21 protein-coding genes, 1 tRNA gene and 5 pseudogenes are annotated in these 26209 nt (G+C 53.5%); 7 read left to right on the top strand and 20 right to left on the bottom strand.

Going from position 1 to position 26209, the window contains the following annotated elements; translation table 11 throughout:
- Nucleotides 1-15 precede the first annotated feature (15 nt).
- Together TKWG_RS05250 and TKWG_RS05245 are read left to right on the top strand one after the other, a co-directional pair.
- Nucleotides 16-492: a copper chaperone PCu(A)C gene (locus TKWG_RS05250; protein WP_014749835.1), complete on the top strand. Its 477-nt coding sequence runs from the start codon at nt 16-18 to the stop codon at nt 490-492.
- A 51-nt stretch (nt 493-543) separates the two neighbouring features.
- Nucleotides 544-1887 (top strand): PepSY-associated TM helix domain-containing protein, encoded by a 1344-nt coding sequence (locus TKWG_RS05245; RefSeq protein ID WP_014749834.1) that lies wholly within the window; start codon nt 544-546, stop codon nt 1885-1887.
- A gap of 176 nt (nt 1888-2063) precedes the next feature.
- On the opposite strand, the gene TKWG_RS05240 is transcribed toward TKWG_RS05245, so the two are convergent.
- From TKWG_RS05240 to TKWG_RS05220, 4 genes and pseudogenes are all read right to left on the bottom strand, one after another.
- Nucleotides 2064-2531, bottom strand: a complete 468-nt coding sequence (locus TKWG_RS05240; RefSeq protein WP_014749833.1) for an HIT family protein — start codon at nt 2529-2531, stop codon at nt 2064-2066.
- A gap of 121 nt (nt 2532-2652) precedes the next feature.
- Nucleotides 2653-4940 (bottom strand): annotated as a pseudogene (locus TKWG_RS05235) (FdhF/YdeP family oxidoreductase).
- 42 nt (nt 4941-4982) lie between these two features.
- The gene (locus TKWG_RS05230; RefSeq protein ID WP_014749832.1) at nt 4983-5963 is read right to left on the bottom strand and encodes a Dyp-type peroxidase; all 981 of its coding nucleotides are present in this window, start codon (nt 5961-5963) and stop codon (nt 4983-4985) included.
- A gap of 678 nt (nt 5964-6641) precedes the next feature.
- Nucleotides 6642-7061, bottom strand: a complete 420-nt coding sequence (locus tag TKWG_RS05220) for an ACP-like domain-containing protein (protein ID WP_014749830.1) — start codon at nt 7059-7061, stop codon at nt 6642-6644.
- 511 nt (nt 7062-7572) lie between these two features.
- On the opposite strand from TKWG_RS05220, the gene sorA reads away from it, so the two are divergent.
- Nucleotides 7573-8799, top strand: a complete 1227-nt coding sequence (gene sorA, locus TKWG_RS05215; protein WP_014749829.1) for a sulfite:acceptor oxidoreductase SorA — start codon at nt 7573-7575, stop codon at nt 8797-8799.
- A gap of 8 nt (nt 8800-8807) precedes the next feature.
- Nucleotides 8808-9140 carry a sulfite:acceptor oxidoreductase SorB gene (gene sorB, locus TKWG_RS05210; protein ID WP_014749828.1) on the top strand — a complete coding sequence of 111 codons (333 nt, stop codon included), beginning with the start codon at nt 8808-8810 and terminating at the stop codon, nt 9138-9140.
- Between the two features lie 515 nt (nt 9141-9655).
- On the opposite strand, the gene TKWG_RS05205 is transcribed toward sorB, so the two are convergent.
- From TKWG_RS05205 to tyrS, 9 genes and pseudogenes are all read right to left on the bottom strand, one after another.
- Nucleotides 9656-9961, bottom strand: a complete 306-nt coding sequence (locus tag TKWG_RS05205) for an addiction module antidote protein (protein ID WP_014749827.1) — start codon at nt 9959-9961, stop codon at nt 9656-9658.
- Between the two features lie 131 nt (nt 9962-10092).
- Nucleotides 10093-10263 (bottom strand): type II toxin-antitoxin system RelE/ParE family toxin, encoded by a 171-nt coding sequence (locus TKWG_RS25825; RefSeq protein ID WP_264300295.1) that lies wholly within the window; start codon nt 10261-10263, stop codon nt 10093-10095.
- Nucleotides 10264-10923: 660 nt separating this feature from the next.
- Nucleotides 10924-11011, bottom strand: a tRNA-Ser gene (locus tag TKWG_RS05195).
- Between the two features lie 175 nt (nt 11012-11186).
- Nucleotides 11187-11791, bottom strand: a pseudogene (locus TKWG_RS05190) (riboflavin synthase).
- 3 nt (nt 11792-11794) lie between these two features.
- Nucleotides 11795-12931, bottom strand: coding sequence for a bifunctional diaminohydroxyphosphoribosylaminopyrimidine deaminase/5-amino-6-(5-phosphoribosylamino)uracil reductase RibD (gene ribD / locus TKWG_RS05185; RefSeq protein ID WP_014749823.1), 1137 nt, complete (start codon nt 12929-12931; stop codon nt 11795-11797).
- Between the two features lie 80 nt (nt 12932-13011).
- Nucleotides 13012-13509 (bottom strand): transcriptional regulator NrdR, encoded by a 498-nt coding sequence (gene nrdR / locus TKWG_RS05180; RefSeq protein WP_014749822.1) that lies wholly within the window; start codon nt 13507-13509, stop codon nt 13012-13014.
- 55 nt (nt 13510-13564) lie between these two features.
- Nucleotides 13565-14808, bottom strand: a pseudogene (gene glyA, locus TKWG_RS05175) (serine hydroxymethyltransferase).
- A gap of 36 nt (nt 14809-14844) precedes the next feature.
- A complete protein-coding gene (locus tag TKWG_RS05170; RefSeq protein WP_041709880.1) occupies nt 14845-15474 on the bottom strand; it encodes a YbhB/YbcL family Raf kinase inhibitor-like protein in 630 nt (209 codons plus the stop codon).
- A gap of 150 nt (nt 15475-15624) precedes the next feature.
- Nucleotides 15625-16854: a tyrosine--tRNA ligase gene (gene tyrS / locus TKWG_RS05165; RefSeq protein ID WP_014749820.1), complete on the bottom strand. Its 1230-nt coding sequence runs from the start codon at nt 16852-16854 to the stop codon at nt 15625-15627.
- A 129-nt stretch (nt 16855-16983) separates the two neighbouring features.
- Here tyrS and TKWG_RS05160 point away from each other — a divergent pair, with 129 nt between their 5' ends.
- Nucleotides 16984-18099 (top strand): anhydro-N-acetylmuramic acid kinase, encoded by a 1116-nt coding sequence (locus TKWG_RS05160; protein WP_014749819.1) that lies wholly within the window; start codon nt 16984-16986, stop codon nt 18097-18099.
- Nucleotides 18100-18346: 247 nt separating this feature from the next.
- Here TKWG_RS05160 and erpA read toward each other — a convergent pair whose 3' ends face one another.
- From erpA to pmbA, 7 genes and pseudogenes are all read right to left on the bottom strand, one after another.
- Nucleotides 18347-18715 (bottom strand): iron-sulfur cluster insertion protein ErpA, encoded by a 369-nt coding sequence (gene erpA / locus TKWG_RS05155; protein ID WP_014749818.1) that lies wholly within the window; start codon nt 18713-18715, stop codon nt 18347-18349.
- A gap of 62 nt (nt 18716-18777) precedes the next feature.
- Nucleotides 18778-19527 carry a DUF6776 family protein gene (locus tag TKWG_RS05150; protein ID WP_014749817.1) on the bottom strand — a complete coding sequence of 250 codons (750 nt, stop codon included), beginning with the start codon at nt 19525-19527 and terminating at the stop codon, nt 18778-18780.
- Nucleotides 19505-20559 (bottom strand): annotated as a pseudogene (argC, locus tag TKWG_RS05145) (N-acetyl-gamma-glutamyl-phosphate reductase). Before argC ends, TKWG_RS05150 begins: the two are co-directional and overlap by 23 nt.
- A 101-nt stretch (nt 20560-20660) precedes the next feature.
- Nucleotides 20661-21053 carry a 30S ribosomal protein S9 gene (gene rpsI / locus TKWG_RS05140; RefSeq protein ID WP_014749816.1) on the bottom strand — a complete coding sequence of 131 codons (393 nt, stop codon included), beginning with the start codon at nt 21051-21053 and terminating at the stop codon, nt 20661-20663.
- Nucleotides 21054-21062: 9 nt separating this feature from the next.
- Nucleotides 21063-21491: a 50S ribosomal protein L13 gene (gene rplM / locus TKWG_RS05135; protein WP_014749815.1), complete on the bottom strand. Its 429-nt coding sequence runs from the start codon at nt 21489-21491 to the stop codon at nt 21063-21065.
- Between the two features lie 566 nt (nt 21492-22057).
- Nucleotides 22058-23158, bottom strand: a complete 1101-nt coding sequence (locus TKWG_RS05130; protein ID WP_014749814.1) for a TRAP transporter substrate-binding protein — start codon at nt 23156-23158, stop codon at nt 22058-22060.
- 119 nt (nt 23159-23277) lie between these two features.
- Nucleotides 23278-24614, bottom strand: a pseudogene (pmbA, locus tag TKWG_RS05125) (metalloprotease PmbA).
- A 94-nt stretch (nt 24615-24708) separates the two neighbouring features.
- Between pmbA and yjgA the strand changes: the two are divergent.
- Together yjgA and TKWG_RS05115 are read left to right on the top strand one after the other, a co-directional pair.
- Entirely contained in the window at nt 24709-25248 is a 540-nt protein-coding gene (gene yjgA, locus TKWG_RS05120; RefSeq protein WP_014749813.1) for a ribosome biogenesis factor YjgA, read from the top strand.
- Entirely contained in the window at nt 25245-25940 is a 696-nt protein-coding gene (locus tag TKWG_RS05115; protein ID WP_041709049.1) for an alpha/beta hydrolase, read from the top strand. Before yjgA ends, TKWG_RS05115 begins: the two co-directional genes overlap by 4 nt.
- Nucleotides 25941-26209 lie beyond the last annotated feature (269 nt).

Below are 26209 nucleotides of genomic sequence, written 5' to 3'. Positions count from 1 at the left end.
TTCCCGGAGAACGTTATGTCAATATTTAGCCATTCAATTGCTGCCCTGCTCTCTACATTAATGATCGCATCGGCATCTTATGCGCAAGTCAATCATGCACAAGTCCAGGTAGACGATCCCTGGGTGCGTGCCACTGTCCCTCAGCAGACCAGCACTGGCGCGTTCATGCTCCTGACCGCGCAAGTGGACCGCAAACTGGTGAGCGCCGCCTCGCCTGTCGCCGAACATGTCGAACTGCACAAGATGACAATGGAGAATGACATCATGAAAATGCGCCAGATTCCGGAGCTGATTCTGGTTGCCGGTAAACCGGTAGCCCTCAAGCCCGGTGGCTATCACATCATGCTGATCGGTCTGAAAAAGCAGATCAAGGCAATAGACATTGTCCCTATGACGCTCACTTTCGAAGATAACGACGGCCATCGCACGCACATGCAAATCCAGGCCACGGCCCGATCCTTGCAAGGCGGTCACAGCCACAATCACCAATAAGAGTACCTCTTTATGTCACACTCAACACACATACCCGCCAGGACGGCGGCAATGCACCTTCTGCGCAGGATTCATTTTTATGTTGGTCTGTTTATTGCACCCTTCATATTCGTGGCGGCATTAACCGGGACGCTGTACGTATTGACGCCGCAACTTGAAAATGCCATTTATGCCGACGCTCTTTATGTCAAGCCCCAAGGAACCGCCAGACCACTGTCGGCACAAATTGAAGCCGCGCAAAACCATATGGGCCCGCAAGCGAGAATCTATGCGGTCAGGCCCGCACCCGAGGCAAGCAGTACGACACGCGTGCAATTTGCCGACGCCAGTTACGGGGCGTCCGAGTCCAGGGCCATTTTTGTCGATCCCTATACCCTTCAGATAAAAGGCGACATGATGGTCTATGGCACCAGCGGCGTGCTGCCCATTCGCTTATGGCTGGACAAGGCCCATCGGTCCCTGTTGCTGGGCGATCTGGGCCGGAACTATAGCGAACTGGCTGCATCCTGGTTGTGGGTTGCGGCACTTGGCGGGCTACTGCTTTGGTTCAGCACCCGGACAGCACGCAAGAGCGCAAGAAAAGAAAGTACGTTCCTGAAAAATCGCCATTGGCACGCCACGCTGGGCCTGGTGCTGTTTGCGGGGCTGATCTTTGTGTCGGTGACGGGCCTGACCTGGTCACGCTGGGCCGGCGACAACATCAACCAATTGCGCACCAATATGGGATGGCTTACGCCGCAGGTTAACACCACACTGGCCCAGGACACGCAGGCCATGCATGCAGACCCGCATGCGGAACACCATGCCACCATGGCGGGCACAACACAGTCAGCGCAAGACTGGCCACGGGTCGTTGCCGCAGCCAGAGAGGCCGGCATCCGTGCCGGTATGATAGAGATTCGCGCGCCCAAAGAGGCCGGCAAAACCTGGACGGTTACGGAAGTTGATCGCCGCTGGCCCACACAGGTTGATGCCGTTGCCGTCAATCCGCGAGATTTCAGTATCGTTGATCGGACAGAATTCAATACCTTTCCTTTGGTCGCAAAACTGACACGATGGGGTGTGGATGCACATATGGGCATACTTTTCGGCCTGCCCAACCAACTGTTGCTGATCGCTTTCGGAGTCGGACTTTGCGTGATGATCGGGCTGGGGTATCGCATGTGGTGGCTGCGCAGACCGGCGGCCTTCGGCCCCCATCCGGCAAGAACGCTTGTTGCTGCGTGGACGAGTTTGCCGGCATCGCTCAAAGCAATTTCAGTTGTAATAGCTGCCCTGCTGGGCTATGCCTTGCCCTTGATGGGCATTAGCTTGCTGGCGTTCATTATGATCGATATTGTTCGCTGGAAACGCGGAACAAGCCGGTCTGCGGTTATGTTGCGCAACGGCGCCTGACCAAGCGCACGAGGGCAGATAAAACATCACACAGATGCTGCCCCGAGTGCTTTAGTAGAGAGACGAAGCTGGCCGCATAAGTTGGCCAGCTTCGATATGACATTGGCCTCGCGGCTGAAAAAATCAATTCCCTGTTGTTACTTGCCCGCGTGCCACACTGAAAAACACTGATATTATTAAACTGCCAGAGTGCTCTTCAGTAGCTCGGCCTGCCCGATTAGCTCGTCCCAGGAAGCCTGCGGCGCATTAACAAAGCGAAGATCCTTTTGCTCAATATATGCCGTTGAAGTGATGTCCGCATGGCCGATTAAAGGCACCAGATGCGCATGTACATGGGCAATATCGCTGCCGGTGAAAACAAAACCGACACGCTCTACTTTGTGAACAGCCTTCATGGCCCTGGCAAGCCGCTGTCCAAGCTGCATCATGCGGGCAGCGAGGTCCGAAGAGAGATCGTCGAAATAGGCATGATGCGTGCATGGGATAAGTTGCACATGCCCTGGTCGTATGGGATTGATATCCAGGAAAGCCAGAAAGTCATGATCTTCGTACACGATATGCGCAGGAGCCTTCCTGTTTGCAATTGCGCAAAACAGGCATGCGCTGGTGGAGGTTTCTTCTTCGAAATTTGAGTAAGGTGGCATAAGCTTCGGTTAAAAAAAATTGAGAAGTAATTCATTTTTCGAGATGCATCGTTCATGAGAGTGTCTTAGCCATGCTTTGACACAACCTCATGAAGTCTTAAGCTCAAGGTAGTGATCTCGCTCATAGCAAATGATTTTGTTTGGCGCTACGTGTAACCCTTACCGGAACTGATTTGTAAGACGGTGTCCCGCTATCCTGATCAAAATAATCCAGTGGTACGAGCACATTGGCTTCGGGATAGTAGGCGCCGACCGAGCCGGGCGCAATGTCGTAGGCAATCACGGTAATGCCTGTCATGCTGAGCTTTCTTGCAGAAACGACGGTTTCAATATCGACAAGATCACCATGTTCCAGGCCTTGCTGTTCCAGATCAATGTCATTCATGAACAACACATCTCTGCGCCCGAATACCCCTCTGTAGCGGTCATCCAGCGCATATACGGTGGTGTTGTATTGGTCATGGCTACGCAGCGTGATAAGACGCAATACATCATGACCCTCTACTTTGGCGTCCTCGCTGACGCCTCTGAATACAGAAAACATCGCCTTGCCTGTTTCTGTTGGCCACTTGCGCTCCGTGGGCGGCAATGGCATGCGAAATCCGCCGGGAATTCTGATTCGCTTATTGTAGTTATCAAAACCGGGAATGGTTTTCTCGATCAAATCACGAATGGCATCGTAGTTGCTTACCAGATCCTGCCACAGCACCTTGCTTTGCGGCAACGTGGCCATGGCCATACCGGCGATAATGGCCGGCTCAGATTTAAGAAACTCGGAGGCCGGTTTTAACTTGCCCGATGAGGCATGCACCATGGACATGGAATCCTCTACGGTTACGGACTGTCGCTCGCCTGCCTGAATATCAAGTTCAGTACGACCCAGGCATGGAAGTATCAGGTTTCTTTGGCCACAAGCAGATGCGAACGATTCAGTTTTGTACCGATGTGTACGCTCAAGTCCAGTTGCTTCATTGCCTGAAACGACTGTTCGGAATCCGGCAATGCAACGGCGAAGTTTCCACCCAGACAAATCAGTGCTTTTGATTTTCCCTCAATCATCGCCTGCATTGCTCTTACCGAATCATGCCCATGCTCTTGAGGAGGCGCAAATCCGAATACCTCTTCAATATTCTGCAGAAACTGGCTTGACGGCTTTTCGGTGATGCCGACAGTGCGATTGCCCTGCACATTGGAATGTCCACGCAATGGGCAAATGCCTGCCCCCGGTTTACCAAAATTGCCGCGCATCAGAAGCAAATCGGCAATCAAACGAACATTCGCCGTACCTTTATTGTGCTGTGTAATGCCCATGCCATAGGAGACGATTGTCGCCCGGGATTTGGCATAGGCGACTGCCACTTGCTCCAGGTCGGTACGCGGCAAACCGCTCTCTTTCTCTATCCTTTCCCAGGACGTGTCACGCAGATCGTCAGAGAACTGAGCAAATCCATGTGTGTGCTCTGCTATAAAGTCGTGGTCAATGACATCCGGATCTGTCTCATCCAATGCCAAAAGCGCTTTCATGATGCCTTTGAGCGCCGCCGTGTCTCCACCTGATTTCACCTGATAATACGATGACGCAATTCTGGTCGAACTGTATGTTGCCATCTCGACCACGTTCTGGGGATCGGTAAAGCGCTCCAGCGCTCTTTCTTTCAATGGATTCAGAACGACAATGGGTACGCCCCGCCGTGAAGCCTCATGTAGCGTGCCCATCATCCTCGGGTGATTAGTGCCGGGATTATGACCAATTGAGATAATCAGTTCGGTGTCGTCAAAATCGTCCAGCGATACTGTTCCTTTGCCTATTCCGATCGAGCGTGGCAATCCCACGCTGGTCGCTTCATGGCACATATTGGAGCAGTCTGGAAAGTTGTTCGTACCAAACTCACGGGCAAAAAGCTGAAAAAGATAGGCTGCTTCGTTGGACGCCCGGCCAGAGGTATAGAACTCTACCTGGTTGGGCGATAACCCGCGCAGAACCGTACCGATACGCTCAAACGCAGCCTCCCAGCTTACTGGGCGCAATATGTCCGTTTCACGGTCATAGGATAACGGTTGCGTCAGGCGACCATAATTTTCCAATTCATAATCGGTTTTTTTTAGCAGCGAGGTCACTGTATTCTGCGCCAGAAAATCTGCAGTAACGCGTTTTTTCGTTGCCTCCCAGGTCACCGCTTTTGCACCATTCTCACAAAATTGGAACGTGGAGCGATGCTCTTTGTCCGGCCATGCACAGCCGGGGCAATCAAAGCCCATTGGCTGGTTAGTCCGCATCAGCGTGACGGGCGCTTCCATCATATCCATTTGCGTTCGGACAGCAACAGCGGTTGCCTTGAGTGCCCCCCAGCCGCCAGCCGGCGCATCGTAGGGGCGTATGCCCGGTACCTCACGTCTTTTAGTAGTCATAGGACCTCCTGCACAACGGTGAGCAACGCAAATGAAAACTGATTAAACAGGTGAAGCCTGCACGCTTTCTGTTTCGACCGGCTTGCATGAAGCGAGCGACTCAAGCAGCGTGACGGATGGGACAAAAAACAAAGTACCGGTGACAGCGCGGCTAAAATCGAGTAACCGATCGTAGTTGCCGGCAGGACGTCCGACAAACATATTTTCCAGCATGGTTTCGATGATACTCGGCGTACGCGCATAGCCAACAAAGTAAGTGCCAAACTCACCCATTCCCGGTCTGCCAAAAGGCATGTTGTCTCTGATGATCTTCAATTCGCGTCCGTTTTCTTCTACGGTCGTCAGTGCGCTGTGGGAATTGGTCGGTTTGACGTCTTCGTCAAGCTCAATATTGGCAAATTTGCTGCGGCCGATGACCTTTTCCTGCTGCTCAACAGTAAGCGCATTCCAGGCGTTCATATCGTGCAGGTATTTTTGCACCAATACGTAACTGCCACCAGCAAACGTTTGATCCTCGTCCCCGATAACGGTGTAGTCTTCGGCCTCTCGGCCTGTGGGGTTTTCAGTGCCATCGACAAAGCCGATGATGGCACGCTGATCGAAATAACGGAATCCGTGTACTTCGTCGATCACCGTCACGGCATCGCCAAGTTTTGAGATCAATTGAGTAGCAAGCTCGAAACACATATCCATTTCGTCGGCGCGAATATGCAGTAGCAGATCTCCAGGCGTGGACACGGCTATCCGCTCTCCCGATCCGATGGCCTTGAAAGGATGCAATTGCATTGGCCGCGGCTGGCCAAACAGCCGATCCCATGCATCGGAGCCAAATCCGCAAACACAGCTTAACCCGCTTGCCGGAAATCGTGTACCCACTGAACGCACCAGGCCTTCCACATCTTCGCACCAGGCGCGCACCGTCTCAAGATGCTCGCTGTCTTGAGCTATGGTTGCAACGATGAATATTGCGTTACGGGTTACGGGATTGGATACCGCCTGGGGTTCATTGATAGAAGTATTCATATGTTCCTGGTGTACGGGCAAAGGATGGATTGATAACATTACAGCCGTCAGCCTGAATGAACTGCGAATGAAGAAGGCGCTCATCTCAAAAGCACGATAACTTCAGTCTGGAGAACCAGATGCTCTTGGTTATTACGTCACAGCGTTGCCTTGATTTTACGTTTTATCGTGATAATAAGTCGCGTGCAAATTCATCCCGTCGCAATTTCATAGACAGGGCCGATCCGATGTAGGTAGCCAACCCGATAGATGAGGCGAGCACCGGACGACAACAGCAAAGGCCTATAGGCAAGGGATGCGGCATGTTGATTTGATTGCAGTATGTGAAGCAGTTTCTCACCAACGACACAATAGTGACAAAACACGGCACAAACAGGCCTGTTTCAGAATCAATCCAGATTTATTCATTATTTATTATTTATTATTTATTATTTATTATTTATTCTTCAGATATACGCCAAAGCACTGGCGGTTTGGGGGTACCCATCATATTGCCTGTAATCACGCCACAAACATTTATTCGCGAGCTGCCAGATGGGAAACCCCAATTGGCGGGTGCTCCAGCTTAATGATCAAGAAAAAGTGCCATGCCGATCTTGTTGGATGGGCATGGCAGACAAGTCAAGATCCGATTCAGGTATCCTAACACATCGGATTGACGACAAATAATAACGCGGTTTAGCCTTTGACCTGGCAATCCTTGACAAGCACATTGCCTACGGTGGAAGCCTGACCCATTCCGCCCTGTCGCGCGTCCTGGGTAAGCATTTTCCCGTCAACTGAACCTACGTTTTCACGTGTGAATTTGTCGGTGGTCCACGTATATCCATTTCCACGGAATGTATTGCCTACCATGTCGGCATTGCTGGTGGTGGCACGTGTGAGCTCCATCGCCTGGTTGGCATAAACCACTTTAGCAGCCAGTGGCTCTTCGCCCTGGAAAGTGTACTGGACGCTTACCGGCTGGGTGTTGCCCTGACCGCAGCTGTATTCGACCGTTTGTTGCGACAAGTCCTTGCTGTTTTCATTTGACGTTGAACATGCTGCCAATCCAGCACATAGAAGCAAGCCCGCGAATGTTTTGAGTTTATGAGTCATAAATGGTCCTTTTTTTTAAAATCCAGGCATCAAACCTGCTCTTAAATTTTTATACCATCGCGACTTTGCAACACCTGTAAACGTTCGTGCCCAATTGAAAATATTCATGGCAAAACAGGAACCAGGAATTATTTCAATACGAATAAATGATTTTTTGCATTTGCCATTAAAAAGTCCTCTCACGGTGCACCATCTTTACCATGCTGCAATGTAGCGGCTCCACCCTGCCCGCATAGACCCGCAAATTTGCCAAGCATGGCCCGGCTTCTTCAGAAACCTCCATCGCTAAGCTGACAAAAGCGCTTGGAAAAAACTTAGGATATTGAGCAAAGAATCATGAAATGCTCAGTAATGGGCTGAAGTACCTGGCAACTATCCATTTCCCCACATCCCATTGCGTAGGCGCAACACTTTATCGTTGCGCGGTCTATATTTCATTTATGATATGATGTTCGTATAAAGATATGACTCACAGATATAAAGAACAGAGCCAACCTACCAGGGAGATAATATGGAAAAACTGACTAACTCAGGCCGACGCCAGATGCTGATTTCAACAGGCAGCATCGCCGCAATGGCGGGACTGGCCGGCGTAGCCCGCGCCGACCTTGGCAAGCCGGACCCCGGCGCTGGCGGCACAGCACCCAAGTCTTTACCAAGCTATGCCAGTTGGAAAGATGCCGACAGCATGATCGTCCACAGTGCGAACACAATAGAAACCAAGCGAACGGCCTTTGGAAGCAGCGTCATTACGCCAACCAATCGCCTGTTCGTGCGCAATAACGTGGCGCCGCCAACCGACGCCAGTATGATGAAAGAGCCCGACAGCTGGACGCTTGAAGTCAGCGGCGTTGCCAAGCCTCGCAGCTTTACCGTGGCCGAGCTCAAAACGCTGGGCCTGGCGGCCGTGCCGATGGTCCTGCAGTGTTCCGGCAACGGCCGAGCCTGGTTTCCCCATAAACCCAGCGGTACGCAATGGACCGTGGGCGCCGCCGGCTGCGTCGTTTTTACCGGCGTGCCGGTCAAAGCGCTGCTGGAGGCCGTGGGCGGCATGAGCGAAGGCATGGTTTACATGACCAGCACGGGTGGCGAACCGATTCCGCAAGGCCTGGATCCCAATACCATCCGGGTCGAGCGCTCGGTACCGATTTCGGCCATTGAAGACGCCATCCTGGCATGGGAAATCAATGGCGAGGCTCTGCCATTGGCGCACGGCGGCCCCTTACGCATCATCGTGCCCGGCTATACCGGCGTGAACTCCATCAAATACATCAAGCAACTGGCATTTACCAAAGAGCAGTCCCCCGCCAAAATACAACAGACCAGCTATCGCTGGACGGCGGTAGGCGAAAAACCCAGTCCCAAGGACGAATCCATTTGGGAACTACCGGTCAAATCCTGGATCAACTTTCCGTCCGATCCGGAGCAAACCGTTGCTGCCGGACGTGTGCAGATCAGCGGCATTGCCATGGGCGGAATGACCGCGGCCAAATCCATCGAAGTCTCCGTCAATGGCGGCAAAGATTGGCAGAAAGCCGAGTTTGTCGGACCTGACCTGGGTAAGTACGCCTGGCGTGAATTTGTGTTCAGCGCCGACCTGGCTGCTGGTACGCACGAGCTGGCCTGCCGGGCCACCAACGAGGCGGGCGACACCCAGCCCGAAGCACGTCGCGAAAATAATCGCGGTTATATCAACAATAGCTGGCGCGACCACATGGTCTCTATCAAAGTCGCCTAAGGAAAGAAATGAAGCACGTTGTATTGTCGGCCGCGACGGCCGTTTTATGGATGGGCGTCGCAGGCGCCAGTTTTGCCGCTGACGCTGATCTGGAGAAGGGCAAAGCCCTGTTCTTGTCGAATGCAGCGCCTGCCTGTGCCGTATGCCATACCCTGCAGGACGCGGGCTCAGCCGGAACCATCGGCCCCGATCTTGATGAGCTGAAACCCGATGCAGCACGCATTAAAAAGGTCTTGCAAGAAGGCATGGGCGTGATGCCGTCCTATGCCGACTCCCTGGACGACGCATCCAGGGATGCCATCGCGGCCTATGTCGTTCATGCGACGGGTGGCGGGAAATAGATAGGTCATGACTTGCTCAATGGAGCATTGATGTAAGTGAGCTCTCTTCTGATATACCTGTAGTCCAGAAAGAGCAAACAGGCAATAAAAAACCCCGTAATTCATTGAATTTAAGGGGTTTTTTATTGCCTATACGGATAAACTAGCGTATATAAATTTTGGCGGTTGGGGGCATCCATATTGTTGCCCGCAGGCCGTATAAATAAAAGCTTTTGGCTGTTCTAAATTTCGAAATACCCCAAAATATACCCCCAATTTGATTTTTAACCCCCTCCGCCCCATCCACTCTACCGAGGCGCAAACTCTATTGGAGGGGCGGTGTTTTACCGTATCGTCACAACGGTTCAACCACAGACGTTGCAAACGGCGATCCGTAAAACGTGGGTAAAACCTTTTTTGCCTCGATGCACTGTGATGCTGTCTCAAAAGCGGTTTATGTAGACATTCTTTTAGGGACTTCGAAAACTATATACATAGAATACCGCCCAAATTTGAGCAGAACCGCCATGTGCCCTTTAACCGACTGTCGATGTCGTTTTATCCCGACTGGTAACGCTAAGGTTTACACCCAAAGAATGTATAAGTTTGATAATCGTGTCGTATCGTGGCTTGGCGTTGGGTGCAAGCGCCTTGTAAAGACTCTCCCTACCTAAACCTGCATCCTTGGCAATCTGCGTCATCCCCCGGGCTTTTGCCACATCTCCGATTGCCATCAGAAAAGTATTCGGATCGTCATCATTGAGTGCCTCGTTCAGATAGGCAGCTATCATTTCTTCACTATCCAAATACTCAGCAATATCAAATTTTGTAATTGTAGTCATCTCAGACCTTCGTTAATTTTGGTCCATACAGCTTTGGCGCTGGCTATATCCTCTGCCTGGGTAGATTTATCGCCGCCATTTAACAACAAATAAACAATGTCGCCTTGCCTTGCATAATAAATGCGATAGCCCTAGCCCTCAGTAATGCGCATTTCAAACACGCCATCACCTACTGATTTACAGTCGCCCCAGTTCCCGTTCTCCGCTCGTCTTAACCGCATCGCTATTTTGGCTTTTGCACGCAGATCTTTGAGCGCCTTAAACCATTTCTGAAATTGGGACGTTTGGTTAATTATCAGCATATCCATATTGTATCCGAACGGATACCATTAAGCAATGCTTAGATATTTATAGGGAGGTTTATTGCTGTCAAATACCTGTCCCGGAATGATAAGCAACGGTACTTTCCAACAAAGTGCTGGCAGTCAGTTTTGAGTTGTTTTTGATTCGAATTCGTAGGGTGTAGGTAAAGGATTTTTGGGTGAATTCCCGATATTTGAAGTCCCAATCGGTATAGGCTGGTATAAGGTTTCCAAAGGGGCTCACGTTATGCTACCCCCAGTGGGGTTACCTATACGGCGAGGGCCCTGCGCAGTGACACTGAATGCGGGTGGGCAAACTCGCGAAATTACGCTAGATATCAACTTTCCCCTTGGTTTCGTTTCGCGACCAGTACGCGCGCGCGAGGCTTGATTATCCATTGAAGCCCGCAGATAACCCGTTTTTCGAAATAATCCCATGCAAGGGGGCAAATCAAGCCTACCGCTGGCAATAAATCTAATTATCCTCTGGATCGTACAACTGGGGACATTCGCTAATACCCCCAAATGTACCCCCTATTTGTGGCATCTTCAAGCATACCTATACACCCCAACACAACCCAATCAGGCAATAAAAAACCCCGCAATCCATTGAATTTACGGGGTTAAATATGTTTATACATCACTAAATACACATGAAGCTGGCGGGTTGGGGGGGATTCGAACCCCCGATACGTTACCGTATACACGCTTTCCAAGCGTGCGCCTTCAGCCACTCGGCCACCGACCCTATTTTTTTAGAACTCTACTGCAACCGGGCCTAATGAACCACTCGGCCACCGACCCTATTTTTTTAGAACTCTACCGCAGACCGGGCCTAATAAACCACTCGGCCACCGACCCTGTCATCAAGAACTCACTGCGGCCATTGCGTTTATTCAACAACCCGTTCTCAATTTAGCCTGCTATTTTAGCATCCTTTCCACATAACGCGCAATCATATCGATTTCCAGGTTCACTTTTGTCCCTTTTTGCAGGTGTTTAAGTGTTGTTACCTGTAGCGTATGCGGGATGATGTTGATGCTGATCTCGCAGCCATCGGCGTTGTCGGTAACGGAGTTGACCGTCAGGCTCACGCCATTGACCGTAACCGAGCCTTTGTAAGCCAGGTATTTTGACAGGCTGCCGGCACCTGAATGCATAACTCGTGCGACTCGCCCACTTGTTCAAAGCGCGTGACCTGCCCCATGCCATCTACGTGCCCGGACACCAAATGGCCGTCCAGGGAATCACCCAGTTTGAGTGAGCGTTCCAGGTTCACTTCGCCGACTTTGTCCAGCCCGGTGGTTTTATCCAGGCTTTCGCGCGAGACGTCGATCTGGAAGGCGCCGTCGTCCAATGACACGACGGTCATGCAGGCGCCCTGCACGGCAATCGAGTCGCCCAGGCCGATACCGGACAGATCGAAATTGTTTGCCTCGATAGTGACATGCACACCGTCATCGGCGCTGTTGCCTGCCGGTTTGACCTGGCTGATACGGCCAACGCCGCTGATAATTCCTGTGAACATTGTTTACTCCATGTTGGGCTTTGTGCCGCCCGATTGCAATTGTAATTGATTCCAGCGCGTAGGCAATCTGGCCCGCAGGCGCATGTCCTTGCCGCAGGCTGCAGTATCGAAGAACTCGAAACGGTAGGCGTCGGCCAGCACGTTAAACGGTGTATGCGCAACTGCCGAGCGGGCATCACCAAGAATTGTCGGTGCCACATAGACCAGCAACTCGTCCACGCACCCGGACTGCAGCAGCGCGCCATTCAGACCCGGACCGGCTTCCACATGCACTTCATTGATGTCCTGCTGCCCCAGCCAGGCCATCACGGCCTTCAGGTCCACATGCTTGTTTTTTTCGTTGATGGTAATAACGCGCACATTGCGCGCGGCCAGGCGTTCGGCCTTGGCAACGTTGTATTCGGTCACGAAAATCCATACCGGGTCGCCGTCGAACAGGCGGGCCTCTTCATCAATGGCAAACTGGCTGTCAATAACGGCCCGAATGGGTTTGCGGGGAGTGTGCACATCACGCACGGTCAGCTGCGGGTCATCATCGCGCACGGTCCCCGAACCGGTCAGGATAACGCAGGCACGAGCGCGCCAATGGTGTCCATCGGCGCGCGCCTGGCCACCGGTAATCCATTGCGAGCGGCCATTGTTCAGGGCCACCTTGCCATCGAGCGAGCTGGCAATTTTCACGCGAACCCAGGGGCGCTGTATGCTCATGCGCGATACGAAACCGGGGTTGATTTCCAGTGCCTGCTCAAGTCCCAGGCCAATTTCAACTGTGATTCCAGCGTCCTGCAATTTTTCAATACCTGCCCCGCTGACCAGCGGATTCGGATCTGTGGCGGCAACTACAACGCGTGCAGGTTTTACCGCAAGCAGCGCATCCACGCACGGTGGCGTGCGGCCATAGTGACTGCAGGGCTCCAGCGTGACATAAAAGGTTGATCCCGCCAGTGCATGCCCCTTGGCCTGTGCATCGCGGATGGCGCATACCTCGGCGTGCGGCCCGCCAGGCGGCTGGGTGGCGCCTTCGCCCAGGATGCGGTCCTGGTTGACGATCACGCAGCCTACGCGCGGATTGGGACTGGTGCTGAACATGACGCTGCGCGCCAGGGCCAGTGCCCGATCCATATAGTCCTGATCATTCATAAACCAATGTTCCGATGATAGAGAGTCAGCGTGCTCGCCAACACATGCCGGCGCGCGCTGCGCCACACCACAACAACCCCTCAGGCATTATCGACAGCATCCGGGCGGCCGCCATTATGCGGCTTGACCGGCTTTTGCATTTCCTTGATGGCGTTGACAAACTCTTCGATATCCTGAAAGCTTTTGTAGACCGAGGCAAACCGTACATAGGCAACCTGATCCAGTTGCTTGAGTTCGCTCATGACCAGCTCGCCGATATAGTCGGTCGAGACTTCTTTTTCGGGATAATTGAGCAGCGATTCCTGGATGCGAGCAACCGCCCGCTCCAGCAATTCGGTACTAACCGGACGTTTGCGCAATGCCAGACGCAAGCTGGCCTGCAACTTGGCCGGATCAAACTCCGCCCGGGTGCCATTGCGCTTGACCACGGCAGGCATGGTCAGCTCGATACGCTCGTATGTCGTGAAGCGCCGGTCACAGGAAAGGCAGCGGCGACGGCGACGAATGGTGTCGCCCTCTTCGGATACCCGCGAGTCCATAACCTGTGTATCGTGGTGTGAACAAAACGGGCATTTCATCTTGCTAAAGTCCTGTGCCGGGCAATAAGGTTATTGCTTTGTGATAACGCGTGGTTTATTTGTAAACCGGAAAGCGCGCTGTAAGTTCATTTACTTTAGCACGAACAGCAGCGATGTTTGCCTCATCATCCGGGTTATCCAGGACATCGGCAATCAGGTTCGCAGTCAGTTCAGCCTCGGCTTCTGTAAAACCACGGGTGGTCATGGCGGGCGTTCCCAGGCGAATACCGCTGGTCACGAACGGTTTTTCCGGATCGTTCGGAATCGCGTTCTTGTTGACGGTGATATGCGCATCTCCCAGGCGGGCCTCGGCAACCTTGCCGGTAATGCCTTGGCGCGCAGGTCCACTAGCATGACGTGGCTTTCGGTCTTGCCTGAAACGATACGCAAGCCGCGCTTGACCAGCGTATCGGCCAGCACCTTGGCATTGGCCACGACCTGTTTTGCATAGTCGGCAAATTCGGGGCTGAGCGCCTCTTTGAACGCCACGGCCTTGCCGGCAATGACATGCATAAGCGGACCGCCCTGGATGCCAGGGAAGATGGCGGAGTTGATGATTTTTTCGTGCTCTGCTTTCATCATGATCACGCCACCGCGCGGGCCGCGCAGGGATTTGTGTGTGGTTGAAGTGACAAAGTCGGCATGAGGAACCGGATTCGGATACTGACCACCGGCAACCAGGCCTGCGTAGTGCGCGATGTCGACCATCAGGTATGCACCATTGTCATGAGCAATTTTGGCCATGCGCTCGAAGTCGATTGTCAGGGAGTACGCAGAGGCGCCGGCCACAATCATTTTGGGCTTGTGCTCTTTGGCCAGTTGCTCAACCTGTTCGTAGTTGAGCACTTCATTTTCGTCCAGCCCATAAGGGATGAAGTTGTACAGCTTGCCCGATGCGTTGACCGATGCGCCATGCGTCAGGTGACCGCCCTCTGCCAGGCTCATGCCCAGCACAGTGTCACCGGGCTTGAGCACCGCCATGTACACGCCCTGATTGGCCTGTGAGCCGGAATTCGGCTGCACGTTGGCCGCTTCGGCGCCAAACAGTTCTTTCAGGCGTTTGATAGCCAGCTCTTCAGCGATATCGACGAATTCGCAGCCACCGTAGTAGCGCTTGCCAGGATAACCTTCTGCGTACTTGTTGGTCAGCTGCGTGCCCTGCGCCTGCATGACTGCCGGGCTGGTGTAGTTTTCAGAAGCAATCAGTTCGATGTGCTGCTCCTGACGGGTATTTTCTTGTTGGATGGCACTCCAGAGTTCAGGATCTACCTTGTCAAGAGTTAGCGAGCGGTCAAACATAACGTGTCCTATATAAAGCGGATAATTGGATAAAATTCAAAAGGAAACTTTGGGATTCAGCGAATACAGCCCCATGATCGTGGCCTGGTCCAGCACATGGGGCGCGATGGCCTCGGCCACGTCGGCGCAGGTAAAGCTGCCGGTCAATGGCAATGTATCGATATCCAGCGCATAGACCGTAAAATAATAGCGGTGCACCAGCGCATCGTTAAAAGGCGGGCATGGGCCGTCATAACCGAAATAATCGCCTTTCATATCGTGATCGCCGGCAAACCAGTTGGTAAAGTCATTAATACCCTGGCGCATGTCCTTGGCGGCCAGCGGGCCGCTTTTTCCCTTGGGCGTCACGCCGTTGGAAAATTCGCCTTCGGCGATCTCGGTGATGTTAGCTGGAATATCGACCAGCGCCCAATGATAGAAATCAACGCGGGGCAGGCTGGCCGGCACCTCGCGATCGTCCTGATTGACGTCATCGGGCTTGCTTGGTACGTCTTTGTCTACACACAGAATAACGAATGAGCGCGTGCCTTCCGGTGCATCGGTCCAGGCCAGATGTGGGTTTTTGTTGTCCGACAGAATCATGTGCGCCTGCGCATCCGGTTTGGCGAAGGCATTGACCGGCCCGATTGCTTTTTCGTGTTCAAATGACTGGCTGCTGATTTTCATGACATCCCCTTCAATACAATAAAAACAGATCAAAATGCGCTTGTGGCGCGGATGAACGCCAGGCAAGATAACGATGTTGCCTGCTGTTCCTTTATCGCCTGCAAAACCGCAATATGCCCGGCTCAAAAGGCGGGCATACACGGCTTGGCGTCAGGCGCTGACGGTGACCCGGGCGAACTTGCGCTTGCCTACCTGGACCACATAGGTGCCGGCCTCCAGCTGCAGATTCTTGTCTTCCACACGCTGGGAGTCAACCCGCACCCCACCCTGCTGCACATTGCGCCCGGCCTCTGTACCGGAGCTGGCCAGACCGGCTTCTTTCAGGATTCGCAGAATGCCAAGCGGGCCTGGCCCGAGATTGATTTCCGGCATGTCGTCTGGAATGACGCCATCGCGAAAGCGCGCCTCGAAATTGGCCAGCGCGTTGCCGGCGTCTGCAGATGAGTGAAAGCGCGTAATGATTTCCTGCGCCAGCTCCACCTTCACATCGCGCGGATTTCTGCCCTCTTTGACCTGTTGCGCAAGTGTAGCAATGTCCTGCAGCGACTTGAATGAAAGTAATTCATAATAACGCCACATTAATGTATCGGAGATGGACATGAGCTTGCCAAACATGGAATCGGGCGTTTCCGTAATACCGATGTAATTGTGCTTGGACTTGGACATTTTTTCGACGCCGTCCAGGCCTTCGAGCAAGGGCATCGTCAGAATGCATTGGGCCGGCTGGCCATATTCCTTTTGCAACTCGCGCCCCACCAGCAGATTGAATTTCTGGTCTGTTCCGCCCAGTTCCAGATCGGACTTGAGTGCAACCGAGTCATAGCCCTGCATAAGCGGATACAGAAATTCATGGACAGAAATGGGAATGCCCCCCTTGAAGCGCTTGGTAAAGTCATCGCGTTCCATCATCCGGGCCACCGTATAGCGGGAAGCCAGCTGGATCATGCCGCGGGCGCCCAGCGGATCGCACCACTCGGAGTTATAGCGCACTTCGGTACGCGACGGGTCCAGCACTTTGCTGGCCTGCTCATAATAGGTTTTGGCATTGACTTCGATCTGCTCGCGCGTGAGCGGCGGACGGGTCGCATTGCGCCCGCTTGGATCGCCGATCATGGAGGTGAAGTCGCCGATCAGAAAGATAACGTTATGCCCCATATCCTGAAGCTGGCGCATTTTATTGAGCACCACGGTGTGCCCCAGGTGAATATCGGGAGCGGTGGGATCCAGGCCGAGCTTGATGCGCAACGGCGTGCCTGTGTTGCGGCTGTTTTGCAACTTGACCGCAAATTCAGATTGAACCAGCAGCTCGTCGCAGCCGCGCAGAACAGTTTGCAGGTCGTTTTCCACTTCCGGACTAAGGGGTGTTTCGGGTGTTGACATAGATTTTCTGATTCCTGGGCGCGGGCAGATGGGTAAAAGAAGGACATTGGCAACAAAACCAAGCCGATAAACGCCCTTTTGCGCAAATTTCAATGTTAAATTATACCCTTTTCGGCCAGGCAGATGCTCATGACTCAGGCACAGGAACCCCGCTATTTGATCGGCTTGATGTCCGGCACCAGCACCGATGGCGCCGACGGCGTGCTGGCCGCCTTTTCCGATACCGGCCCCCCGCAAATCGTCGCATCGGCCTCGCGATCCATGCCAACTGCCCTCAGAGCGCAATTGCTGGATTTGAATCGTGCCGGCAACAACGAACTGGAACGTGCCGGCCTTGCCAGTTGCCAGTTGGCAGACTTGTATGCCCTGGTGGTGGCTGATTTGCTGGCGCAGGCCCAAATGCCCGCCAGCCGGGTCGCTGCCATCGGTGCCCACGGACAAACCGTCAGGCATCGCCCTGAACTGGGCTTTACCATTCAGCTCAATGCCCCGGCCCGTCTGGCAGAAAATACCGGCATTGCGGTCGTGGCCGATTTTCGCAGCCGCGATGTGGCCGCCGGCGGTCAGGCGCGCGCCCTGGTGCCGGCCTTTCACGAGGCGATTTTTGCCAGCGACCGGACAGTGACCGTCCTGAACCTGGGCGGTATTGCAAACATCAGCATCCTGCGTCCGGGACAGGACGTGACCGGCTTTGATACCGGACCGGCCAATGTGTTGCTGGATATGTGGTGCCTGGCCCATACCGGTGAATCTTACGATAAGGACGGTGCATGGTCGGCTGGCGGCACCGTGCACCAGCCCCTTCTTGACACGCTAATTGAAAGCGAACCCTGGCTGGCCTTGCCACCACCCAAATCCACCGGACGGGATCTGTTCAATCACGCCTGGCTGCAAACTCGGCTTGCAGGATTTGAGGCCGTGGCGCCGCAAGATGTCCAGGCGACATTGCGGGCCTTTACGGCGCAAACCGTGGCCCAGGCTATCGGCCGCCATGCTGCCGATAGCCAGACGCTGATTGTATGCGGGGGAGGAACCGGTAACCGGGCTCTGCTGGAAGATCTGCAGTCCCGCCTGCCAGGCGTGCACTTGAGTACCAGCGATGCGCATGGTATTGCATCCCAGTCGATGGAGGCACTGGCCTTTGCCTGGCTGGCTCATGCCTTTCTGTCCGGCCACCCCGCCGGCACGCCATCGGTAACCGGCGCCCGCAAAAAAACCATATTGGGCTGCCTGTACCCTGCCTAGACGCAGGTAGATTACGGGTAACAGGCCAATAAAAAAATCCGGCATTCCAAAAAGGAAAGCCGGACTCTTCTGCCGGGTACCGCGCAAGGGCGTTTTGAAAATGTTAAAGGAATGTCTTCAAGGAAAACCTTTACGGATAAACCGCTAGGGAAAAAATCTTTAAGCCATGCCTTCAGCAAATATGTTCAAGCCAATACTTCTACGCATTCGCTCTTGCGGCCAATACCAAGCGACCGTTTATTCGCGCTTAAACCGAGAACGAAGAACCGCAGCCGCAGGTTGTGGTCGCGTTCGGGTTACGAATCACAAATTGTGAGCCCTCGATATCTTCCTTGTAGTCGATCTCGGCGCCAACCAGATATTGAAAGCTCATGGGATCAACCAGCAGTTGCACGCCGTTTTTATCGATCGTGGTATCGTCTTCGTTGATCACTTCGTCAAACGTAAAGCCATACTGGAAACCGGAACAGCCGCCGCCCTGCACGAAAACGCGCAGTTTGAGCTCGGGATTGCCTTCTTCGATAAGCAGATCCTTTACCTTTGTAGCCGCCGCTTCAGTAAAAAGCAACGGGGTGGGTGGGGCTTGCAGATCAACAGATTCGAGAACAGTACTCATTTTTAGACTCCTGGTGGGATACAGCCACCGTTAGCAGAAATTCATTTTACCATATGGCGCAATCAGGGAGACAATTCGGCCGTGCGCGACGCACGCACTGTTTTGCCTTCGAGCACACGCATGGTGATTTTTTTGGGAACAAATCCCTCTGGGAACATCAATAGACCCTGGATTCGCTGAATGGTTTCAAAATCCAGCTTTAATATTGGGGCCGGGGCTTGTTTTTTCAAGTCGGTAACCGCTGGAATACTGTCCGAACCCGTACTGGCGTGCTCGACCGTATCGGGAATCAAATCCACAGTGGCCGCTTCACCCTTTAAGGTGCCGCTTGCCGTAAATTTGAGCTCGCCCTTGAACACCGTACCGGCCTGGGCCTGCCGGGAGACCAGCACCTTGAAGCGGACACGCCGCCCCTCTACGACCGCATCGAAGCCGCGCACACTGATCGCGCCCTGGGGGCCGGCCGGCACCAGCTCATCATAAAAGGACAGCTGTTCGGATGTGCGTGCCAGATCGTCCTGGAGCTTTTTGACCTGGCTCTCATACTCCGCAATCGTCGCCCGATCCATGGTCATCTGCGTGTCGGAGATATCCAGGCGGCTTTGCAGCTCGGTCATCTTTATTTTTTCCTGCATCAGCGCATGAGACAATTGCTCGGCCAGCTCTGTCTTCTGACTGAACATTTCACGCTGCATCATATTATGCGTGTAATAATACGCAGCGCTGCCTCCCAAAGTGACGCCGACAAGAAACAGAAAACCGCGCGCGATCATGGACATATCAATCAGATCAGGGAAGAATGGCCACGCCACCCAGACCTGCCTGCTCAGGCAAACCGAAAAGCAGATTCATATTCTGCACTGCCTGGCCGGCGGCGCCCTTGACCAGATTATCCTGAACTACGATGATAATAAGCTGATTGCCATTATCCGGGCGGCTTACGGCAATGCGCAGGGTGTTTGAGGCCCGCACCGATCTGGTTTCGGGCTGACTGCCTGCCGGCATCACATCCACGAACTGTTCGTTAGCGTAACGGCTTTCGTACAGGGCCTGGAAATCCGTATCCAGGGCATCATCCTTGATTGTGACGTAAATGGTGGACAACATGCCGCGAATCATGGGCACCAGATGGGGAACGAAAGTAAGCTTGACCGCTTCGCCCGCCAGTGCCGTAAGTTGCTCGGTGATTTCCGGGTGATGTCTGTGCCCGGCCACTCCGTATGCCTTGAAGTTGTCGCCCGCTTCAGAATACAGGTGCTCACTTCGGCCTTGCGTCCGGCACCCGAAACACCTGATTTGCAATCGGCAATGATATTGCCGGTATGCACCAGTTTTTTCTCCAACAACGGCGCCAGCCCCAGGATGACCGTGGTGGGATAGCACCCCGGATTGCCAATCACCTTCGCGCCGGCAATATTCTCCCGATTCAATTCAACCAGCCCATAGGCGCTTTCCCGCAGGATATCCGGGCAGCTATGGGGCATTTTGTACCATTTTTCAAATACAGCCGTATCCTGCAGACGAAAATCTGCAGCCAGGTCGATAACTTTGACGCCGGCGTCGATAAGCTCGCGCGCCTGCGCCATGGCCACACCATGGGGGGTTGCAAAAAACACCACATCACATTCGGTCAGGGCAGCGTTTTCAGGCGTTGAAAAAGCCAGATCAACATGGCCGCGCAGATTGGGGAACATGGTGGAAACCTGCATGCCCTCCTCTTTGCGCGAGGTGATGGCGTGCAATCGAACATTCGGATGCGCGGACAGCAGGCGCAACAGCTCTACCCCGGTGTAACCTGTACCACCAACAATACCAACCTTGACAGATGAAGAGGAAGAAGCCATTGTGTTTGTTTCCATTCAATTATTGAGCGCAGAAAACTATTATAAAGAATCCAAAAGAAAAAGGCCGCAAAAGCGGCCTTTTCGACATGTCGCGAAACAAATTAGCGTTTGCTGAACTGCTTCCGACGACGCGCCTTGTGGAAACCCACTTTCTTACGTTCAACTTCACGGGCGTCACGTGTTACAAAGCCGGCTTTTGACAGCGCGGGTTTGAGTGTGGCGTCGTAGTCGATGAGCGCACGGGTAATACCGTGACGCACCGCACCCGCCTGGCCGCTTTCGCCGCCGCCGTGTACATTGATATGAAAATCAAAAGATTCGACTGTCTCTGTGAGCACCAGGGGCTGGCGAACAACCATGCGACCTGTTTCACGAGCGAAATACTGGTCAACAGGCTTACCGTTGACAACAATATTGCCTGTACCTTTTTTCAGAAACACACGGGCAACTGACGTTTTACGACGGCCCGTTCCATAATTCCAATTACCGATCATGATTTATCCTTAAAATTCCAGCGTTTTAGGCTGCTGGGCAGTATGAGGATGCTCGGCACCCGCGTACACCTTGAGCTTCTTGATCATGGCGTAACCCAGGGGACCTTTTGGCAGCATGCCCTTAACGGCTTTTTCAATCGCACGACCGGGGAAACGCTCTTGCATTTTCCGGAAGTTTGTTTCGTAGATGCCGCCAGGATAGCCAGAGTGACGGAAGTATTTTTTATCTTCCGATTTGGCGCCTGTTACAACGATATCAGCTGCGTTAATAATGACGATGTAATCGCCGGTGTCAACGTGAGGGGTAAATTCCGGTTTATGTTTACCGCGCAAACGGCGTGCAACTTCGCTGGCTACACGACCAAGGACTTTGCCTTTTGCATCAATAACATACCAGTCACGTTTGACTTCATGGGGCTTGGCCACAAAGGTCTTCATGATGTATTCCTAAAATTTGAGTTTGAAGCGGATCACTCACGGGGGCACACGATTCAATACCCGCAATACGGGTAAAAATGGCGCCGGCGATCGCAATCCGACGGTTTACCTGATTCGCCTGAACGTTATAAACAAGGGAAATACAGTCGCGCACCAAAGGTACAATGACTATAGACTACCCTGCGACAGTGCAAAAATACAGATAAGCCCGTGATATTAACACGCAAAAAACTTTTTTTCAAATAAAACAATGAAATAGAGACAATCACGGCCGGCCATGACGGTTTTTTCCAGCAATTGTCTCTTGGCTGCGACAGTTACCGGGAGACACCGGTTCTGCCTTTAGCCGTTTTGCGCCAATCTGCTTCTAACACCTCAGAAGCAAGCGATGCCGGGCAACGCCCTGCTAGATGTCCCTGCTAGATGTCCGTGGAAGTCACGGGCACGAGCCGCGCCACGAGAGCGCCCATCATCGATATTATAAATAAAGCCATGCCCTCTTACTGAGAGAACATGGCTCGATTTGCTGCTTACCCTGCGCAACCAGCAGGGTCAAGCCCTTCAGCTTACTTGCGCGCTTGTGAGATGGCATGCGCCACGTAGCGAGTATAGGAGCCTTCCACGACGTTGAACCAGGGAATCAAGTCGTCGCGATACGCCATATAGTCGGTCAGGATGGTCTTGAAAGTCTCGTCCTTATCCGAATATTTCTTGTAAATTTCAGCAGTGGCCTTGAAGGAAGCATCCATCATCTCTTTCGGGAACTCCTTGAGCACGGCCCCATTGGCAATCAGGCGACGTAATGCGCCCGGATTCATGGAGTCGTACATCGCCATCATTTCAGTATGGGCCCGAATTGAGGCAGCCTCAATGATCGCCTGATAGTGTTTGGGAAGTTTTTCAAAGGCGTCTTTGTTGAAATAGGCAGACACCTGTGCACCGCCCTCCCAGAATCCCGGGTAGTAGTAATATTTGGCCACTTTGTTGAAGCCGAGTTTTTCATCGTCCAGCGGACCGACAAATTCAACAGCATCCAGCGTGCCTTTTTCCAGCGACGGATAGATGTCGCCACCGGCAATCTGCTGGGGAACGACACCCAGTTTGGCCAGCACTTCACCGGCCAGGCCGGCGGTACGCATTTTCAGGCCCTTGAGATCCTCCAGCGTCTTGATTTCCTTGCGGAACCAGCCGCCCATTTGCGTACCGGTGTTACCCAGGGGGTAATTGACGATATTGACCTTGCCAAACAGATCCCGCATCAGCTTTTTGCCGTTACCCTCGAGCATCCAGGCGTTCAACTGACGGGCATTCAGACCAAAGGGGACAGCCGTATCGAAGCAAAACGAGGGATTTTTGCCTAAATAGTAGTAACCACAAGTATGTCCTGCCTGCACAGTACCATTGGACACGGCGTCCAACACTTGCAAGGCCGGCACGATTTCACCCGCAGGAAACAGGTCAATCTGCAAATTGCCACCCGTGGCTTCATTGACGTACTTGGTAAAACGGTCCGCGGAACCGAACAATGCGACCAGGCTGCGAGGAAAACTGGACGCCATGCGCCATTTAACCGCGGGATTTTCCTGGGCAATGACCGGGGCGGCAATAACACCCGTGCTGGCCACAGCGCCCAGGCCTGCTTTTTTGAGGAAGGAACGACGTTGCATAATGGCTACTCCGAAGTATTTCGTTGTTCTTGGAAAAAATTTAACCCGCTAAATATACACGCACTATGCCCATTTACATAGCGCGCCACAGCCGATTAAGTACTTTCCCTGTGCTCGGGCTACTGCCCGGCGATCGCCATTGAATCAATCAGGATCGAACCTGTGGTTTTCGAACCTCGCGTGATCACATCGCTGCCGACTCCGACTATATTCAGGAACATATCCGCCAGATTGCCTGCAATGGTAAATTCGGTGATCGCATGCTGAATTTCACCATTCTCCACCCAGTAGCCGAAGGCGCCACGGGAATAGTCGCCGGTGACATAGTTCACTCCCTGGCCGATCAGCTCGGTGACCAGAATGCCAGTACCCATTTTTTTGAGCATGGCAGGCAAATCATCGGTGCGACGGGTTAGCGAAGAACTAAGCAGCAGATTGTGCGAGCCCCCAGCGTTACCCGTGGTGCGCATGCCCAGTTTACGTGCTGTATAAGTTGACAGCAGGTAGCCATTAAGAATGCCATCGGTCAGCAGCTGACGCGCACGGGTCTGGACGCCCTCATCATCAAAGGCAGAACTGCCCAGCGCACCCTTAATGAACGGATTCTCGCTGATCTGCAGATGGTCAGCCATTACCTGCTTGCCCAGCGAATCAAGTAAAAATGTGGATTTGCGATACAGCGCCCCGCCACTGATGGCCTGCGTCAATGCGCCAAGCAGCCCCAGCGCAAGCGGCGCTTCGAACAGGACTGGATATTTGCCGGTACCGATACGCCGTGCCGACAGTCGCGACAGGGCCCGCTGTGCCGCATACATACCACATCGGTACCTTTGGCCAGCCTCTCGGGGTAGCGGTCAGACGTGTACCAATAATCACGATGCATATTGTTGCCCTTACCAGCAATGGCCGTCACCGACATGCCATGGCGGGAGTATGGATACCCCCCCATGAACCCGCGCGAGTTGGCCAGCACGAACCGACCCTGATAGGTGTCGACTCCGGCGCCTTCCGAATTGGTAATCTGTTTGCTGTAGTCCAGGGCTGCTGCTTCAGCCTCGATAGCCATTTCGGCCGCCTCTTCCGATGAAATATTCCAGGGGCGGTGCAACTCCAGATCGGGCTGTTCGACCGCCAGATCCGCCTCGTCGGGCAGGCCGGCGGCTTCATCATTTGCTGTGTACTTGGCAATATTCCAGGCAGCCTGGACCGTTTCGCGAATGGCCGCGGCCGACAGGTCGGAGGTAGAGGCCGAGCCACGGGCATTGCCGGCGTACACGGTTACGCCCAGCGAGCGGTCCTGCGTTTTTTCAACGGTTTCAATATTGCCCTTGCGCACCGAGACAGACAAACCGCCTGATTCGGACACTTCGGCAGCAGCATCGCTGGCGCCCTGTTTTTTGGCATGGGACAGCGCCAGTTGGACAAGTTCTTCGAAGTCGGGTTGAGTATGGGGCATGGAGGATTTCGGATTCAATCGGGAATTCATTATGACGGCTTCACATTAGGCGGTTATCATACTGACATATTAACCATTTTATTGATAGCGATGTATGCAGAATGCAGATCAGAGCGATGACGGACCGCTTTACGACCGTCCCAGCAAATCCCAGGTAAAGCGCGAACTGCTTGCCATACTGGAGCTGGGCAAGCAGGTGGTGGAACTGCCGCTGGAGAAAGTCAAGCAACTGGATCTGGACGAAAAAACGTTTGAAGCCATTCGCATGGCGCAAAAAACCACCGGGCGCGAAGGCCGGCGCAGGCAGATTCATTATGTCGGCAAACTGCTGCGCACCGCCGATACCGCCGCCATTGCAAAAAAAATGGACGAATGGGAAAACGGCTCGCGCGAACAGACCGCAAACATGCACCGCATGGAAACGCTGCGCGATCGCTTGATTGATGAAGACGAGGCGCTGACCCGCCTGCTCAATGACTATCCTCAAGCCGACGCCCAGGCCCTGCGCACCCTGATTCGCGGCGCACGCCGCGAGCGCGATCAGAACGCTGCGCTGGCAGCCGGACACGAACCGCAGCGCAAACACTATCGGGCGCTGTTTCAGGCCATCAAGCTGTTGCTGACCAAGGAATGAATCGAATGGAACAATTACTGGACTGCGTGCAAATTGAACACGGCAGCGACAAGACTGCTGCGCCCACTCATTCGGTTATCTGGATGCATGGGCTGGGCGCCGACGCCAATGATTTTGTGCCGGTCATCCCCGAACTGCGTCTGCCCGCAGACAGACGCATCCGTTTTGTGTTTCCCAATGCGCCGGTACGCCCCGTTACGATCAATAATCAGATGCCAATGCGCGCCTGGTATGACATCATTGCGCTGAGTAATGTCAGCCGTGATGTCGACGAGACCGGACTGCGCGGTTCCCAGGCTGCCATTGAAGCGTTGATTAACCGGGAAAACGAGCGCGGCGTGCCAACTGAAAACATTATTCTTGCCGGTTTTTCCCAAGGCTGCGCGATGGCCTATCAAACCGGCTTGCGCTCGCAAAAAAAACTGGCCGGACTGATCTGCCTGTCGGGCTATCTGCCCATGGCGGACAAAACCGTCGCAGAGCATAACACCGCAAATCTGGACATGCCAATCTTCATTGCGCATGGCACCTATGACCCGGTCGTCGATATCCGCTTTGCCCAGCAAACGCGCGAGTGGCTGCTGGCGAACAACTACAGCAATACCGAATGGCGTACCTACCCCATGGCACACTCGGTCAATCTGGATGAGATCAACGATATCTCGGCATTTCTGCAAAAAATCACGCAATAGTATTCTTGCCCGCTGCAGGCCGCCGCACATTTCCTGCAGGAAAAAAATTGCCGTCAATAAATTTTATTGACGGCAATGAGAAACAATAGGAGCGCGCCCTTTTATCCGGCGGACCATTGTCTGGTTCAAAGATCATTTCAATTGTCATGGCCAAAACGGCCAACAGTTGCCGCCGGCAACATGGGGCGCCATTTCTCTTCGAAGCCCACCGAGACCGCCTGCCACTGGTCTGCAGCCGCGAACAATGACCACTACATATACACCCCAGG

Source organism: Advenella kashmirensis WT001 (assembly GCF_000219915.2).
In the GTDB taxonomy this organism is placed as follows: domain Bacteria; phylum Pseudomonadota; class Gammaproteobacteria; order Burkholderiales; family Burkholderiaceae_B; genus Advenella; species Advenella kashmirensis.
The sequence above is the reverse complement of the archived record's forward strand: the minus strand, read 5'-3'. Positions and strand labels throughout refer to the sequence as shown.